The sequence below is a fragment of the Plantibacter cousiniae (nom. nud.) genome (genome assembly GCF_977070315.1).
Genome location: NZ_CDRVEU010000003.1, coordinates 265,272 through 282,171 on the forward strand (window position 1 = coordinate 265,272; position 16,900 = coordinate 282,171).

A 16,900-nucleotide genomic window follows, 5' to 3' on the forward strand; every position below is an offset into this window, starting at 1 on the left:
GTTTTTCGCTTTTAGAAAAATCGTTAGCGCCCTATCATTGCCGGGTTAAGGATTGAAGATTCCCCCTTCTGCAGATGTTCCTTCGGACAAAAAGCCTATGCACGAATTCGGGCGGTAATGGTCTACGACTCAACGACCGCGCCAGCCGAACGTGCAGCCGCGCTCTGCCTGACGGTTTAATTCCACCGTCGGCGATTCGTCTCAACAAGCAGCTTCAAGGAATGGCGCCAGGGCAGGCGATGCTTAAAAACAAGATTTCAATTACTTACTTCTCGCGGAGATTCGCATTATGAGCACTGACGGTGCTTCAAATAGAAATCGCCTGTTGCCGACCCTGCTCGGGCTGGTGATCCTGTTGATGGGGCTGGCCTTGCTGGTCGGTGGTGCCCGACTGCTGCAACTGGATGGCTCGTTGTATTACCTGTTGGCCGGTATCGGCTTCGCCGTGACCGGCGTGTTGCTGATCACCGGACGTGCGGCTGCGCTGGGCCTTTATGCACTGCTGCTGTTCGCGAGCACTGTATGGTCGTTGTGGGAAGTCGGCCTCGATTGGTGGCAACTGGTGCCACGCCTGGCGCTGTGGTTCGCACTGGGTATCGCATTGCTGCTGCCATGGTTCCGCAGACCGTTGCTGCGCAACGGTCCGGCACGCATGGGCACCGGTGCATTGAGCATCGCTGTGGTGCTGGCCGGCCTGACCGCGCTGGCGAGCCAGTTCACCAACCCGGGCCGTATCGAAGGCCAGCTGGACCGCGAGACGGCTGGCACGACCAACACCGCCCCAGCCATGCCTGACGGCGACTGGCAGTCCTACGGCCGCACCGCCTTCGGTGACCGTTACTCGCCGCTGGCGCAGATCACGCCGGAAAACGTCAACAAGCTGGAGCCGGCCTGGACCTATCGCACGGGTGACATTCCGGGGCCGAACGATCCGGGGGAAACGACTGCCGAGAACACCCCACTCAAGGTCAACGGCATGCTTTATGTGTGCACGCCGCACAGCCAGGTGATCGCGCTTGACCCGGATTCGGGCAAGGAAATCTGGCGCTTCGATCCGAAGCTCAGCACTCAGAACGCTGCCAACTTCAAGGGCTGGGCGCACATGACCTGCCGTGGCGTCACCTATCATGACGACGCTGCCTACGCCGCCAGCGCCCCGGCGCAAAGCCCGACGGTCCCGGCTGCTGACGGCACGGCCACTGCCAGTGCTGCCTGCCCGCGCAGAATCTTCCTGCCGACTGCCGACACCCGTCTGATCGCGCTGAACGCCGATACTGGCAAGATGTGTGAAGACTTCGGCAACAAGGGTTCGGTTGACCTGACCGCCAACATGGGCACCTTCGCTCCGGGCGGCTACTACTCCACGTCGCCACCCGCGGTCACCAAGGACCTGGTGATTATCGGTGGCCACGTCACTGACAACGTCTCCATGGACGAGCCGTCCGGCGTGATCCGCGCCTATGACGTGCACACCGGCCGTCTGGTGTGGAACTGGGACAGCGGCAATCCGGAAGAAACTGCACCGATTGCCGAAGGCAAGATCTACACCCGCAACTCGCCGAACATGTGGTCCATGTTCAGCGTCGATGAAAAGCTCGGCATGATCTACCTGCCGATGGGTAACCAGACACCTGACCAGTGGGGCGGCGACCGTACGCCAGAGTCCGAGAAGTACAGCGCGGGCCTGGTTGCACTGGACATCGCTACCGGCCGCGTGCGCTGGGACTACCAGTTCACTCACCATGACCTGTGGGACATGGACGTGGGCGGTCAGCCGACGCTGCTGGACATGAAAACCGCTGACGGCGTCAAACCCGCAGTGCTGGCGTCGACCAAGCAGGGCAGCATCTACGTGCTGGATCGCAGCACCGGCAAACCGATCGTGCCGATCAATGAAGTGCCGGTCCCGCAAGGCGCTGTCGCGGGCGATCACACCTCGCCGACCCAGCCCAAGTCCGACCTGAACTTCATGCCGCCGCCGCTCAAGGAGCGCGACATGTGGGGCGTGACGCCGTTTGACCAGATGATGTGCCGGATCGACTTCAAGTCGCTGCGCTACGATGGTCCGTTCACGCCACCGTCGTTGCAGGGTTCGATCGTTTATCCGGGTAACTTCGGCGTGTTCGACTGGGGCGGTATTTCCGTCGACCCGATGCGTCAGATCGCCTTCGTCAATCCTAACTACATGGCTTTCCGTTCGAAGCTGGTACCGTCTGCCGAAGTTGAAGGCGGCCCGGGCCGCAAGAGCGAAACCGAAGGCGTACAGCCGAACAAGGGCGCGCCTTATGGTGTGATCCTGGAAGCACTGCTGTCGCCGATGGGCCTGCCTTGCCAGGCACCCGCGTGGGGTTACGTGGCGGCGGTCGACCTGACCAACCACAAGACCATCTGGATGCACAAGAACGGTACCGTGCGCGACAGCTCGCCGATCCCGCTCCCGCTGACCATGGGCGTTCCAAGCCTGGGTGGTACGTTCACCACCGCCAGCGGTCTGGCGTTCATGAGCGCTACGCTTGACCAGTACCTGCGTGCTTATGACGTGCGTAACGGCAAGCAGTTGTGGGAAGCCCGCCTGCCCGCAGGTGCGCAAACCACCCCGATGACCTACACCGGCAAGGACGGTCAGCAATACGTGCTGGTCGTTGCAGGCGGTCACGGCTCACTGGGCACCAAACAGGGTGACTACGTGATGGCGTTCAAACTGCCGAAGTGATGCGTTGCTGAGGTCAATGAACGGCGGCTACCGAGAGGTAGCCGCTTTTTTTTGTCGCCGCTGAAGCGGGATCCCGGTTGATCCAGCTACCGGGCAGGGTTGCGGCAGACGACTATCGCTCCTCACGCTCCAGCGTGGGAATGCAGTTCTGGACGCTCTGCGTCCTCTCTCCAGTGCGACTGACTAGCGTGCCTTGGCGCTGCTTTTGTCACTGGCGCGCAGGATGTCGCTCCAGCGGCGGACCAGGTAGTTGTGCTCGTTCATGACCGAATTCCACACGGCAATATGGCCCATGCGCTCTTCGTAGGACCCGCCGTCGCGGACTTCTCCGGCGTCGATGAGCGGCAAGCCGTCGCTGCCGAGCAGTTGTTCGCGCGCAGGCAGGCCGGCGTACCAGTAATCCCATTCGGCAGCGCTGAGGTGATCGCGGCTGCGTGCCGGATTGCCGATGTAGTAGCCTTGCCGCGCCATCACTGCGCCGGGCCAGCCCGACAACCACCAGTTGAGATACGCGTACGCCGCATCCAGCACCGGCCCCTTGGCGTGGCGTGACAGGGAAAGCCCGCCAAACCAGCCGCGATAACCTTCTTTGGGCACCGCCACACGGTACTTGACCCCCGCACGGTGCAGCCTGACCAGGGTCGGTGACCAGAGGCTCTGAATGTCGATGTTCGGGCTGAGCATCAGTTCGGCGGCTTCTTCGTCGCCTGACCAGAACGCACCAAAATGCCCTTGCTGCTGTTTGCGCACCAGCACATCAGCGAGCCGATCGATTTCTTCGATGCTCATGTTGCCGATGTCCTTGAAGCTCGCCAGCCCCGCCCCCTGCACCGCCAGCGCGGCATCCAATGCGCCGATGGCCGCGTCACTCTGCAAGGCGATGCGCCCGCCCCACACCGGGTCGAGCAGCCAGCCCCAGCTTTCGTCCGCAGAGGTCAAGCCCTCCGGCAAGCGCTCGGGGCGATAGGCGAAGCTGTCGGCGTTATGGGTCAGCGGCAACATGCTGATGCGCTCGGTCACCGCGCTGCCCAGACTGCCGTCGTGCTGCACGAACAAACGCTCGCTGGGCACACTGCCGCTGCCTGGCTGGTCGGTAGGCCGCAGACGGCCCTGCTTGGGCAAGTCGTTGATTTCGTGCCACAGCGCGATGCGCCGCGTGTCGATGGGTTGAATCGCCCGGGCAGGCCAGACGAAATCCACGTTATGAAACCACTGGTCGTAGAGGTCGTAGCTGTCTGGCTGCATGACCGCGATGCGTTGCGCGGTTTGCACGTCATGAATCTGGTAGATCAGTTTGATCCCCAGTTCCTGCTCGGCCCGCTCACGCAAAGACTCCAGCAGGGTCACGGAGGTGCCCAGCACGCGCAAGGTGATGGTCATGCTGCCGACTCGTTGAGCGGTGGCGCGAAACTGCCAGAGAAGACTTCGAACGAACGACGCAGCAGATCGGGATCGAGACCGCGCAGGATGAACACCAGCCGCGAGGTGCGATCCTCGCCCGGCCAGGCGGCAAGATGCACCGGCGCATGCAGGCAATGCTGCACACCATGAATCACGATGGGAGCCTGATTGTCGTTCACGTTGAGCAGCCCTTTGACGCGGAGGATTCGTTCACCGTGGCATTTTAACAGCATCGACAGCCACACCCCGAAGCCGACCCAGTCCAGAGGGCGCTCGAACGTCAGGCAACAGACCTGCGCATCACCATGCCGCGCGGAAGTCGACAGCACCCGATGCAGTTGCCAGCGGGTCACTTCAGCGGCCGGTTCGTCGCTGCGCATGCCCTCGCCCAGCAGCAACTGATCGCCGCTGTGGACGTCCGCCGTATCAAGCAATGGCGCAGAAAAATTCAGCGCTTGCAGATGCTCGCGCAGGCTATCCAGTACCGACTCATCGACCAGATCGGTTTTGCTCAACAGCAGACGATCCGCCGCCGCGACCTGCGCCAGCCATTCCGGATGCAGACGCTCTTGCAGCGTCGCGTGACAAGCGTCCACCAGCGTGACAATCAGACCGATGTGAAAACGCCCGCGCAATTGCGGGTCGTTGCTCAGCGTGGTGAGAATCGGGGCCGGATCGGCCAGACCGGTGGTCTCCAGAATCACCCGGCGAAATGCAGGAATTTCACCTCGATTACGCCGCTCCAGCAGACCGAGCAGCGCGTCTTTCAATTCACCGCGGACGGTGCAGCAGACACAGCCGCTGGGCAACAGCACGGTATCCGGTGCGACCTCTTCAACCAGCAGATGATCGATACCCACATCGCCGAATTCGTTGATCAGCAGCGCGGTGTCACCCATGTTTTCATCGGCCAGCAGGCGTTTGAGCAACGTGGTCTTGCCGCTGCCGAGGAAGCCGGTAATCACGTTCAGGGCAATACTCATGATGACCTCTGCAGATGATCGAGCAGCCGTGAATCAAGCGGGTCCAGCGGCCGTCCGATCAGCAACTCGGCTTTCTGCCAGAGCTGTTCCAGCCCGGTCGCCAGTTCCTGCTTGCCGGTGGCCCCGAGCAGGAGATAGGAAACGCCTTGAAAATCTTCGACCTTCAGGCGAAACGGCGCGACCACCTTGTTGATTGCAGCAATACGCCGCAAGCGCTCACGCCGTCGGGGCAGTTCTGCAGCCAGCGGATCGCTCCAGTGCACGTCTTCACCCAATAGCCCGCACAATCCACACATCAGGTGTTCTCCAGCTGTTTGCTCATGGCATGACGTCGCCGGAATTGGGGCCCAGGGTCTGACCGACGAACAGATTGCCACCTGGCTCGCTGGCCAGCAGCACCGCCACCGGGGCGACCTCCTCGGCCAGACCGAAGCGGCCCAGTGGCAACTCGGCGGCCTTGGCGGTTTTCCAGGCGCTGCTGATCCCGGCGACCAGTGGGGTTTCGATAGGGCCGGGTGCAATGGCGTTGACCAGCACGTTGTCCTTGGCGACTTCCAGCGCCAGGGATTTGCTGAAACCGATCACCCCGGCCTTGGCGGCGGCGTAATGGGTCAGTTCGGCACCGCCCTTGATGCCCAGTTGCGAAGCAACATTGATGATGCGCCCCCAGCGCTGGGCAATCATGTGCGGCAATGCACGCTGACTGGCCACAAAGACGCTGGTCAGGTCGATGCGCAGCATGTCGTTCCACATATCGAGGGTCAGGTCGACGCAACGCGCCTGGGTCAGCATGCCCGCGTTGTTGACCAGAATGTCGATACCTCCGAACTGCTCGACACAGGCATCGACGCTGGCTTGCGCGCCGTCGGTGCTGCCGACATCGGCCACGCACTCCTGAACCTGAGCGCCCAGCTGACGGCACTCTGCAGCGATCTTCGCCAGGCTGTGGGCGTCTCGATCGCCCAGCACCAGACGCGCGCCTTCAGCCGCATAGGCGCGAGCGATGGCTGCGCCGATGCCACTGCCTGCTCCGGTGATCACTGCCCGCTTTTGTTTGAGTTGCTGCATGGGTCGGGTTCCTCGGTTGGTTTGGGGATCACTGCGTATTGCTCGCGAACGCTCAGTCACTGACACGCCATTCCCAGCGTCTGTACTGAACGCTTCGCGAGCAGGCTCGCTGCCGATCCGAATCGCTCTACTCGGGCCAGCGCACGGTCAGGCCACCGTCGATCACGATGCTTTGCCCGGTCAGGTAACTGGCTTCATCGCTGCATAGAAAACGCACCAGCGCAGCGACTTCATCCGATCTACCGACACGGCCCAGCGGGATGACTTTGGCCGCCTGCGCCAGACCTTCCGGCCCCAGCGAGTTCTTGCTGTCCAGCGATTGCGGCGTCTCGATCAAGCCGGGAATCACCGCGTTGCAACGGATGCCCTTCGGGGCGAGCTCCACCGCCAGTGACCGGCACAGCCCTGGCACGCCGGCCTTGGCCGCTGCGTAATGGGCATGGTCCTGCCAGCCATACACACCACCGGCAATCGAGGAAATCGCCACCAGCGCCCCGCCCTCACCCATGTGCCGGACGGCGGCGCGGAAGGTACGCATCACGCCGGTCAGGTCCACGTCGAGCATCTCGTTCCAGCGCTCGTCGGTCATTTCCAGCAACGGCGCGCGGCGCAACAGCCCGGCATTGGCGACCGCATAGTCGATGCGGCCAAACGCCTTGACTGCCTGCGCGGCCAGATCATCGACCGATTCGGTGAAGGTCACATCCAGCGGCAGCATCAGGCATTCGCCGCCCGCCTCCGCCACCAGCCTGCGGGTTTCGTCCGGATCATGCGGGTCAGCCGGATAGAACCCGCCTGCCACCGCCACACCCTGGCGGGCAAACGCCACTGCCAGCGCCTGACCGATGCCGCTGGCGGCACCGGTTATCACTGCAACTTTACGCGTCATGTGCTGCTCCTCATTTCACCGTTTCAGGTCGCACGTGTTTAGCGGCGAACATCAGTGCACCCGACAGGAAGCAAGGCACTGCGCCGAAGTACAACGCCGAGGTCTGCCAGTCGCCGCCTGCGCTCAGTACCGATGTGGCGCCGAAGCCTGCGACCACAGCACCGAGCGGGCCCATGGCATGGATGATTGCGCCACCCGTGGCACGAATGCTGGTCGGGAAGCTTTCGCTGATGAAGAACAAGGCCGCCGAGTACGGGCCGATCAGGAAGAACAGCCCCAGGCTGTACAAGCCGACCACCGTCACCATGTTGCTTGGCCCGTAAAGCATGCCGGCAAACGCCAGGCCGCCGAGCATCCAGCCAAGGCCGATGACATTGCGGCGACCGATCCGGTCACCCATCCAGCCGTGACACAGGTAGCCGCAATAGCCCACCAGGTTGGACAGCACCAGAATGATCAGCGAGTTCTCGAACGAGATATGGTGGACGCTGACGATCACCGTCGTACCCAGCACACTGAATACCTGAATGGCCGCCCAGTTGAGCAGGATCGCAGCACCGATCACCAGGGTCGCGCGGCGCGAAGAACCGCGAAAGGCCGCGCCGATACCGGCCTTGCTGTGCTCTTCGTAATCCACCCCGTAGGTCTGCGCCACGGCCTGCGCCTGACTGAGGTCGCCCTTCTTGCGCAATTGGGTGATGCGTTGATGGATCTGAAACTGCGGGCTTTCCTTGAGCTTGCGCGCCAGGATAGCGATGACGATGGCCGGAATAGCCGCAAACACGAAGCAACCCTGCCAGCCGATGACCGGCAACAGCACCGCCGTCAGACCAGCCGCGATCAGCGCACCGACCGGCCAGCCTCCCTGCACCAGGCTGTAGATGAAGCCACGGCGCTTGGTGAGTCGCGGGTCGTCGGATGCGGCGTAGATCTCGCTCAGATAGGTCGCATTGACCGTTTCCTCTGCATAACCCAGACCGCCCAGCGAACGAATGAGGATCAGGGGCGACTTGCCCCATGCTCCGCCGATGGCCGTGAGCGCCGAGCAGATCGCCGAGCCACTCACGGTGAAAATGATACCCACGCGCCGTCCCAGGCGATCTACCAGCGGGCCGATGGCCAGAGCCACCACCGCGGTGCCGACCGCGACCCAGGTCGCGATTTCGGCCTGTTCGACCTCACTCCAGCTGAAATGCCGACCGATTTCCGGTAACAGCGTGCCAAACAGAATGAAGTCATATACCGCAAACACCCACGCGAAAAACGCAATCCATGTGGCAAACCGTACTTGCTCCGGAGTCAGTTGCTCAGGTTTCCAGCCGGTCAGGTCGAGCTTATTGTAAATGGACATGAGTGACGCCTCGGACTGGGCAATGAATCAGCAGGTACGGGGATTGCGACGCACGAAATCGTCGGCAATCTCGTCGAAAGTGACGAACTTGACGCCAGCATGGCTCTGAACGTGCTCGATCAAGCGCTCCAGCATCAGCAGCACTTGCGGGCGACCAGACACGTCCGGGTGAATGGTCATGGTGAATACAGCGTGTTCGTGTTCGCGATAGACCCAGTCGAACTGGTCGCGCCACATTTCTTCCAGGTGCCGAGGGTTGACGAAACCGTGGCTGTTCGGTGCCTTCTTGATGAACATCATTGGCGGCAGATCGTCCAGGTACCAGTTGGCCGGAATTTCCACCAGATCGGTTTCTTCGCCACGTACCAGCGGCTTCATCCAGGTATCCGGATGCTGGCTGTAATCGATTTTGGTCCACTTGTCGCCCACCCGAACGTAGTAAGGGTGGAAGTCGTTGTGCATCAGGCTGTGGTCGTACTTGATGCCTTTCTTGAGCAGCAGCTCGTTGGTGACGTTGCTGAACTCCCACCATGGCGCGACATAGCCGGTCGGGCGTTTGCCGGTCATTTGCGTGATCAGGTCGATGGACTTGTCGAGGACGATCTCCTCTTGCTCCGGGGTCATCGCAATCGGGTTTTCATGGCTGTAACCATGCACACCGATTTCATGCCCGGCATCCGCCACGGCTTTCATCTGCTCGGGGAAGGTCTCCATGGAGTGCCCCGGAATGAACCAGGTGGTGCGCAGACCGTAACGCTCGAACAGCTTGAGCAGACGCGGAGCGCCGACTTCACCGGCGAACAGGCCGCGGGAAATGTCGTCCGGCGAATCCTCGCCGCCATAGGAGCCCAGCCAGCCAGCAACGGCATCCACATCCACACCAAACGCACACAGAATTTCTTTGGCCATCGTTGTTCTCCCACGGGTTAATCAGATCGGCTTCGCGCTGTACGGCACGCGGGCCGGTTTGCACTGCAAAACGTATTCAAGGGGCTGCGATCAATGACTCCACGGTCAGCGCCGCACGCAGCAGCCGTGCGTCTTCGCCTGCCGGTGCGCTGAGCAACAGCCCGGTGGGCAAGCCCGAGGCATCGCGGCCGCTGGGCAGTGACACGCCGGGCATGTTCAGCAGGCTGCCGGGCATGGTCAGGCGCAGCGTGGCGAGGTTGGTTTGAACGAACAGATCGTCGTCCTTCAGCAGCGGTGCGAGCGGCGGCGCCACATGGGCCACGGTCGGAGTAATCAGCAGCGCGCCGTCCAGTTCGAGGGTCAACTGCTCCTGCAACCGTTCGCGCGCAGCGTACAGATTGACCAGCAGGCTGGCCGGCATGGAACGGGCTGCCTCCAGGCGCTTGCGAACCCTGGGATCAAGCTGGCTGGCGGCGTCGCTGTCGAGCAACGCCTGATGCAGCGCGAACGCCTCGGCTGCACCAAGCCAGCCCTGTTGCTGGGTTAACAGCAACGTGGCCTGAAATGCCTGGCAAGGCTTGACCTCGATCAGCGCACCGCTTGCACGCAAGGCTTCAACAGCACGCAACAGGTTGTCGCGAACGGCCGGCGTGACGCGTTCGTCTTCCAGCACCGCCTGATCGAGCAGGAAACGTTGACCGGCCAGGCTGCGTGGTATCAACGATGAAGGTTTGCTGCGCGCACAGAGCAGATCGTCGATCACCAGAGCGTCGCGCACACTGCGGGTCAGTGGCCCGACGCTGTCCAGCGTCAGCGCCAGCGGGAAAACGCCGTCGCGGCTATAGCGGCGGCTGGTGCTGCGAAACCCCACCAGACCGTTGAGCGCTGCCGGCACACGAATAGAACCGGCGGTATCGGTGCCCATGGCGATCGGTACGGTTCCGTTGGCGACGGCGACTGCCGAACCCGAAGACGAACCGCCAGGAATACGTGGCGAGCCGTCGCTGTTGGGGTTGATCGGCGTACCGAAATGCGGGTTCAGGCCCAGCCCTGAATAAGCGAATTCACTGAGATTGGTCTTGCCCAGGCTGACCATCCCGGACCGTGCCAGCAGCCCGACACTCGGCGCATCCAGCAGCGCGGGAGACAGGTTGTTGCGCACCGCGGCGCCGGCGGTTGTGACGCTGCCTGCCACGTCGAAAAGATCCTTCCAGGCGATGGGCACGCCGTCGAAGGGGCTCAATGGCTGCCCTTGCTGCCAGCGGGCCGCAGACGCTTCGGCTTCCCTGCGTGCCCGTTCGATACTCATGGAAATGAACACATGATCGGCGCGTGCCGCCTGTTGCAGGGCCTTGTCCAGAGCCTGCACAGGGTCACTGCGCCTCTGGGCAAAATCCTCGGCCAGTGCGCAGGCATCACCGGTAACGCTGTGACTCCCGGTATCGGTCATGGACATCACCCCTTTAAAAATGTACTTATTAATAAAATGTACATTTAACAAAGGCAGGTTCCATGCCAATCTGCATGTCGCGACGCCCTGACCCGATCGAGCTGACGGCCCTTTCGCGCTGGAAACGCCGTACTAGAAACCTTTTTGCAAAGGCATCAATCAGTTGCGATAAGGCGTCGTGGGCGAACAGGATCGTCATAAAGAAATAATGTATCTTTTACAAAAGATACATTTCAGTGCAAAAAAGTAACGGTGGCCCCATGAGCGAGCATAAGGACGTGTGCCAAGGTGACAACAGCGCTTCTGTGCGAGAATCGTCCGTCAACCGCCAGAAGTGTATGAAACCGATGTCAGAAGAGGACCCGCGCACCGCGTCGCGCTACGCCATGATCCGCGAGGTGTTGCGTAACGCCATCGTCTCGGGCGCGGCCGCCAATGGACTGGTGCTGCTTGAAGCACCGCTGGCAGAACTGTTCGGCACCAGCCGGGTGCCGGTGCGCAAGGCGCTCAACCTGCTGCATGAAGAAGGCTTGATCAGCCGCTTCGACGGCCGGGGTTATCTGGTCAATCCTGACGCGCAGGAAGTCGAGCCGCTGCGTCTGAGCCTGAGCCACAAGCAGTTCGGGCTGGACAGCAGCGAAGAACTGGTCGATACCCGCCCGCTCGGCGAACGTATTCACGATGAGATCGGTGCGGCACTGTCGGCCTGTATCGCCTTTGGTCACTACCGGCTGGATGAACAAAGCGCCGCGCAGCATTACGGAGTGAGCCGCGCAGTGGTTCGTGAGGCGCTGATGCGTCTGCGGGATCGCGGCCTGGTGGAAAAAGAGCCTTACTCGCAATGGCTGGCGGGGCCGTTGACGGCCCGGGAAATCACCGAAGACTACGAATTGCGCGCCTGCCTCGAGCCCGAAGCCTTGCGCCAGACGGCGCCGCAGCTGAGCCGCGAAACCCTGGAGGCAATGCTGGCCAGGGTCATCGAGGCGCAAAACGCCGAACAGTGCAGCCTTGAGGAGATCGAGCGCCTTGAGGACGACCTGCATCAGCAATGCCTGGGCGGACTGCAAAATCGCAAGATCGCCATGCTGATCAGCCAGGCGCAGAGCCCGATGATCATCAACCGGATTTTCTACCGCCTGCTGAGCATTGGCGCCGATGAAACGATGCTCGCCGAACACCGGCTGATCATTGAATTGCTGCTGCACGGCGCCTTCGACGCCGCCGCACTGAACCTCAAGGAACACCTGTTACGCGCCCGCCAGCGCATGCTGCAACGCCTGAAAGTGTTGTCGGTATTGCCGGAGCAGGAAGTGCCGGGGTATCTGACGCGGTTGAGTTGAGATGGGGCAAAGTTGGAGTTAACGCGACAGAGACTAGCGTTACCACGCTCCAGCGTGGCAACGCAGTTCTGGACGCTCTGTGTCCGACCCTGAACACGCGGCGCGGCGTCGATTTGTGACGCGGAGCGTCACGAACGGCATGCCAACGCGGAGCATTGGCACGATAGTGTTCTCGCGCAAGTGCCCTCCCTGAAGATTATCGTTCCGCACGCTCCAGCGTGGGAACGCTGTTCTGGACGCTCTGCGTCCGATCTTGGACGGGGAGGATTGGCACGATAGTCAGTGTGTTTCAGGGCTACCCATCACTTGCCGATCACTTCGCCGCGCATCGGTGCCAGGCGGGCGATGAGGCGGTTTTGTACGGGGACCGGGACCTTTTCGGTGTCCATCGCGGCGATCAGGTCTTCGACCAGCGCGTTGAAATCGCTGGGCGTCAGGTGCTGGCCCTTGTGCGCCTCGGCCATGCTGTCGCCGGTATAGCGACACGGGCCGCCGGACTCGACGCAGAGTTGCTCGACCAGTTTGTCGCGCAGACGCACGATGTCGACTTTCTTGAAATGCTCGACGATCCGCTCATCCCTGGCCACGTTGATCAGCATACCTTCGACGATGCGCTGGATACCGGCACGCTGGCCAAGGTCCTGGTAGAGGCTGTCATCCTTGGGTGGCTGTTGCTGCTGCGCGCAACCGGCCAGTAGCGTCAGCATCATGGCTATCAGCATACGCCTCATCAGAAACTCCCCTGCACAGACAGATAGGTGCCGTTCTGGTTGTCCAGCGTGGCGATTTCGCCCAAACGGGCATAAGCCAGGACCACGGACACATGCTTGTTGGGGAAATAGCCGAGAAACACATCGGCCCAGTCACTTTCGCCCGCAAACGACAGGTTGTCTGGCTTCTCGCGATATTCGACACCGAGTGCCCAGCGCGGATTGAACAGCACGGCTACCGAGCTCTCCTTGAGCAGGCTGCGGCTGTCGCGCCGATCGCCGCCGAACCCCAACAGTCCGGTTTCGTTGGCGCGGCTGTAACGCACGCCGCCGTTTACCACAACGTTGTAGCCAAACGCCGCGCCCATGAACAAGCGGCTGGCCGTCAGGTAGCCTTCGACATCCGAGTCACGTCGGGCGCCGACCAGGCTGGGAATCAGGAAATCGTTCTGATGCTTGTACTGCACCCCCAGAGAAACCTGCGGCAGGCTTTCGTAGATCAGGTCGCCGAAGAGCCGCACCTTGACGCCGAACACGTCCTGACTGAGGTTATCGTCCGGCAGGCTGAGCCTGTGCTGCAGGTTGCTGATATCGAAACGCTGATGAGCGTAGGAAAACTCCACGCGGTTGCCATAGGCGACCGCCAGGCCTGCCACATCAAGGTTGTAGTCCGGCAGATCCACATGCGTGGCGAAGGCGGTAGCGCCCCACTCGCCTTGCTCGCTGTAGCCGGTAATCACCGCCCACGGGGTTATGCCGCCGCCGGCGCTGCCTTCAATGCTGGTAGCGCCACCCGTGGCGATCAACCGGCCGTTGTCGCCCAGGGCGGGCGTCGAAGCAACCCCCGCCATGCCCACCAGCAAAGACCCCAACAGCAGCGAGGTTTTGTGCAACATGGATTAATTCACCATAAGACCGGGTGAGGCCTGATACGTGGCAATCCATGCCTCGAACGCCGACGCGGTCAGCGGTCGACTGATCAGGTAACCCTGGGCCGTATCGCAGTGCCAACGCCGGAGCAGGTCCAGGCTGTGTTGATACTCGACACCTTCTGCCACCACCTTCAGTCCGAGGTTGTGGCTCATTTCAATGGTCGACCGCACGATTACTGCGTCTTCACTGGTTTCATCCAGATTGCGCACGAAAGACTGGTCGATTTTCAGCTCCTGCACGGGCAGACGTTTCAAGTGAGCCAATGACGAGTAACCGGTGCCGAAATCGTCGACTGACAGACTGATGCCGCAATCACGCAGGCGATGCAGGACGATCAGTGCTTTTTCCGGTTCGCTCATGACTGCGCTTTCGGTGATCTCGAATACCAGTTGTTCGGCAGGCAGAGCGTATTGCTTGAGCAATTTCATGACATAACCGACCAGATCATCACCCAGCAGGTCATCAGCGGAAATGTTCACCGACACCTGCAGGACCAGACCGCGCTGACGCCATTCGGCCAGTTGGCGAATCGCCTCTTCGATCACCCAGTTGGTCAGCAGGTAAATGCTCCCGGTACGCTCGGCGAGGACGATGAATTCGGCGGGCGAGACATTGCCGAACTGCGGATGAGCCCAGCGCAACAGCGCTTCGGCCTGACGCACATAGCCCTGACGGATATCCAGCTTGGGCTGGTAATGCAGCGTGAATTCGCCATTTTGAGCGGCCTTGCGCAGGTCACGAATCAGCGTGATCTGCCGCTGGTGGGCCAGATCACGTCCATCCTGATAAATCTGCAGGCGACCGGGAATGAACGCGGCGTCCTTGCGGGCAATTGCCGCACGGTTGAGCAATTCCTGGGCGGAATCACCGTGTTCCGGATACACCGTGATGCCAATGCAGCACTCAAGCTCCAGCTCGTGATTGTCGATACGCTGCGGCTCACTGAGCAGACGCTGTAGGGCGTCTGCCATGCCCACTGCACCCGCGCTGGACGTGTTGTCCAGCAACAGCAGAAACTCGTTGGTCCCCAGACGTGCCACGGTATCGCCGGCACGCAGATTTCCTTGCAGGCGCTGGCCCACATGGCGCAACAACTGCTCCACGCCTTCAACGCTCACGCTTTCGCCGATCGTGGCGAGGTTTTCGATACTCAGAGACAACAGAGCCAACGCACGTTCTGCAGCAATCGAGCTACCCAGACGCTCCATCACCAGCGCCCGGTTGGGCAGCCCGGTCAGATTGTCGTGCAGCGCGTTGTGCGCCAATTGCCCCTCGCGCACCGCGATGCCCTGCTGCATGGTGTTGATCGCTTCGGCGAGCATGCCCAGCTCATCGCTGCGAACCAGGGTGACCGGCGTTTTATAGTCGCCATCACCAATACGTTTGGCCGCCGTGGCCAGGGCCTGTACCGGTAGCGACACGCTTCGCGCCAGTGCCAGTGTGCCGATCAGCGACGCCACCAAAGCGGCCATGGAAATCCAGAAGATCTTCTCATTCAGCGGCGCGAATGCCTGATAGGCCTTGTCCAGAGGGCTCTGTAATAGCGCGATAACCTGCCCGTCGCCGCCAATACTGGTGTTGGCGAGCATCAGGGTCTGGCTGAGAAAGTTAAGGTTCGATTGCTCGGTAAGCAGCATCTGGCCTTCCGAGGAGCTGCGCATCAGCTCAATCAGGCCCGCGTGCAGGGCCTCTGGCTGGGTACTGATCAGTTCACCGTTCTTACCGTCTTCTACGGTGAGAAAAGACACTTCCAGACCGCTGAGCGAACGCAGTTCTTCGGCAATACCGCTGTCGATGGTAAAGCCCATGACCACGCGGCCGATCGGCAATGGCGCGAGAACGGTGCTCTCCACCAGCAAATGAGGGTCTCCGCCGCCGGGCACAATGAGCACTGACTGACCGGCACGTTTGGCATTGCGCAGGGCTTGGTCATAGACAAATCTGGAACCTTCGGGGACTTTCGGCACGGTGCTGGCAATCACTACGCCATCCATGCCCAGCAGAAACATGTCGCTGGCATTGATGCGTTTGCCATGGTTGAGCAACACCGAGCGAATGGTCGAGGCGTCGGAACTGGCCACCGCGTCACGAAAGCCGAAATCGGCTGCCACCAGTTGCACGGTGTCACGCAGACGTTTGCCGCGCAGATCGATCAGACGCTCGAAGACGCGGCTACCCACCTCCAGCTGCGCCTGGGCCTGAGTGCGCACCGCCTCGCCTGTTGCAACCTTGACGGCGAGATAGACCGCACTCACGACAATCAGCAACAGGACAATCAGAACCCCGGCAATGCGCGCCTGAAAGCTGGCTCTAAATTTCATTCATGTGCGGCCTTGTGAAAGGCGTCACCGAAACCGCCGGGTGCGGGCTTGCCGGGTTTGTCATCGGCTTCCGCTTCGACCGCGAGGTTGAAACGCTGAGTGAGGCCTGCTGCCGGCAACTCAAGCTCGCCGCCCGACACAGGCTGCATATCCGCGATACGCGGATGCCAGAGGGTCGCGGCATAATGCCCGGCCGGAAGCTGATCCAGCTTGAGCTGGCCGTTGCTGTCGGTCACGCCGAACCATGAATCGTCGGTGACGTAGATGTAACCGACCATCCAGTCATGGATGTTGCAGCCCAGTACGACCACGCCAGGCTTGTCGAACAACAGCGGATCCGAGGGTGTGCCCTCGTAAAGCCGCAACTCGAAGCGCTTGGCCGGAGAAAAGGAGTAGACCTGATGGCGGATGTTGTCGCTGTTGGGGAACTTGACCTGAGTGCCGGCGTGGATGGCCAGTACATGTGGCGCAAACTCCTGATCACGCTGGTCCATTGACGCCTTCAACACAACAGGTGAAGGATCGGGCGGCCCTTTGAGCGTTACCACCGCATCTGCAAGGGGCTTGCCTTCCTTGTCCGTTACCTGGGCGGTAAAGCTGGAAGCCGATGCGTTTGCAGCCGATGCTATCCACAGTCCTGCCACTAATGCAGAAATAAATACGTTGGTCATGCCTGATTCAACCCATACCGGCAGTGCCGTAAATGAAGTAAGCCCGTCCTTGTCAGCCCTGACAGGCCCGCTAATAAACAACGGTTTTCCAACCGCTTTACAGACTATCGACCAAGGCTATTGAAACCTGAGAGCCGCTGCCCCATCTAAGAACCATGTTC

The 16,900-nt window shown here is 61.2% G+C and carries 14 protein-coding genes; 2 read left to right on the forward strand and 12 right to left on the reverse strand.

Annotated features, from left to right (window positions below; all coding sequences use genetic code 11):
- The first annotated feature begins 289 nt into the window (after positions 1-289).
- Positions 290-2,713, forward strand: coding sequence for a glucose/quinate/shikimate family membrane-bound PQQ-dependent dehydrogenase (locus ACW55A_RS07995; protein ID WP_498810919.1), 2,424 nt, complete (start codon positions 290-292; stop codon positions 2,711-2,713).
- Between the two features lie 183 nt (positions 2,714-2,896).
- On the opposite strand, the gene ACW55A_RS08000 is transcribed toward ACW55A_RS07995, so the two are convergent.
- The 8 genes from ACW55A_RS08000 to ACW55A_RS08035 all read right to left on the reverse strand — a co-directional run bounded on the left by ACW55A_RS08000 (position 2,897) and on the right by ACW55A_RS08035 (position 10,764).
- Entirely contained in the window at positions 2,897-4,093 is a 1,197-nt protein-coding gene (locus tag ACW55A_RS08000) for an ABC transporter substrate-binding protein (RefSeq protein ID WP_003363666.1), read from the reverse strand.
- Positions 4,090-5,097, reverse strand: coding sequence for a CobW family GTP-binding protein (locus ACW55A_RS08005; RefSeq protein WP_455808710.1), 1,008 nt, complete (start codon positions 5,095-5,097; stop codon positions 4,090-4,092). The genes ACW55A_RS08000 and ACW55A_RS08005 overlap by 4 nt, the downstream gene beginning before the upstream one ends.
- Positions 5,094-5,393, reverse strand: a complete 300-nt coding sequence (locus ACW55A_RS08010) for a hypothetical protein (RefSeq protein ID WP_003431302.1) — start codon at positions 5,391-5,393, stop codon at positions 5,094-5,096. The genes ACW55A_RS08005 and ACW55A_RS08010 overlap by 4 nt, the downstream gene beginning before the upstream one ends.
- 22 nt (positions 5,394-5,415) lie before the next feature.
- The gene (locus tag ACW55A_RS08015) at positions 5,416-6,165 is read right to left on the reverse strand and encodes an SDR family NAD(P)-dependent oxidoreductase (protein ID WP_003363672.1); all 750 of its coding nucleotides are present in this window, start codon (positions 6,163-6,165) and stop codon (positions 5,416-5,418) included.
- A 127-nt stretch (positions 6,166-6,292) separates the two neighbouring features.
- On the reverse strand, positions 6,293-7,054 hold the full coding sequence (locus ACW55A_RS08020; RefSeq protein ID WP_096105207.1) for an SDR family NAD(P)-dependent oxidoreductase: 762 nt from the start codon (positions 7,052-7,054) through the stop codon (positions 6,293-6,295).
- Positions 7,055-7,064: 10 nt separating this feature from the next.
- Complete coding sequence (locus ACW55A_RS08025; RefSeq protein ID WP_003363677.1) at positions 7,065-8,405, reverse strand: MFS transporter; 1,341 nt, start codon at positions 8,403-8,405, stop codon at positions 7,065-7,067.
- A gap of 27 nt (positions 8,406-8,432) precedes the next feature.
- The gene (locus tag ACW55A_RS08030; protein WP_455808709.1) at positions 8,433-9,314 is read right to left on the reverse strand and encodes a polysaccharide deacetylase family protein; all 882 of its coding nucleotides are present in this window, start codon (positions 9,312-9,314) and stop codon (positions 8,433-8,435) included.
- Positions 9,315-9,390: 76 nt separating this feature from the next.
- Complete coding sequence (locus ACW55A_RS08035; protein WP_498810918.1) at positions 9,391-10,764, reverse strand: amidase; 1,374 nt, start codon at positions 10,762-10,764, stop codon at positions 9,391-9,393.
- A gap of 338 nt (positions 10,765-11,102) precedes the next feature.
- On the opposite strand from ACW55A_RS08035, the gene ACW55A_RS08040 reads away from it, so the two are divergent.
- Entirely contained in the window at positions 11,103-12,104 is a 1,002-nt protein-coding gene (locus ACW55A_RS08040; protein WP_498810917.1) for a GntR family transcriptional regulator, read from the forward strand.
- 302 nt (positions 12,105-12,406) lie between these two features.
- On the opposite strand, the gene ACW55A_RS08045 is transcribed toward ACW55A_RS08040, so the two are convergent.
- The 4 genes from ACW55A_RS08045 to ACW55A_RS08060 are packed head-to-tail and all read right to left on the reverse strand — an operon-like array spanning position 12,407 to position 16,739.
- Positions 12,407-12,835: a group I truncated hemoglobin gene (locus tag ACW55A_RS08045; protein ID WP_003363688.1), complete on the reverse strand. Its 429-nt coding sequence runs from the start codon at positions 12,833-12,835 to the stop codon at positions 12,407-12,409.
- Positions 12,835-13,710: a DUF3034 family protein gene (locus ACW55A_RS08050; RefSeq protein ID WP_003363690.1), complete on the reverse strand. Its 876-nt coding sequence runs from the start codon at positions 13,708-13,710 to the stop codon at positions 12,835-12,837. Before ACW55A_RS08050 ends, ACW55A_RS08045 begins: the two co-directional genes overlap by 1 nt.
- Before the next feature lie 3 nt (positions 13,711-13,713).
- Complete coding sequence (locus ACW55A_RS08055; RefSeq protein WP_044308863.1) at positions 13,714-16,068, reverse strand: bifunctional diguanylate cyclase/phosphodiesterase; 2,355 nt, start codon at positions 16,066-16,068, stop codon at positions 13,714-13,716.
- The gene (locus tag ACW55A_RS08060) at positions 16,065-16,739 is read right to left on the reverse strand and encodes a methylamine utilization protein (protein ID WP_044308864.1); all 675 of its coding nucleotides are present in this window, start codon (positions 16,737-16,739) and stop codon (positions 16,065-16,067) included. The genes ACW55A_RS08055 and ACW55A_RS08060 overlap by 4 nt, the downstream gene beginning before the upstream one ends.
- Positions 16,740-16,900 lie beyond the last annotated feature (161 nt).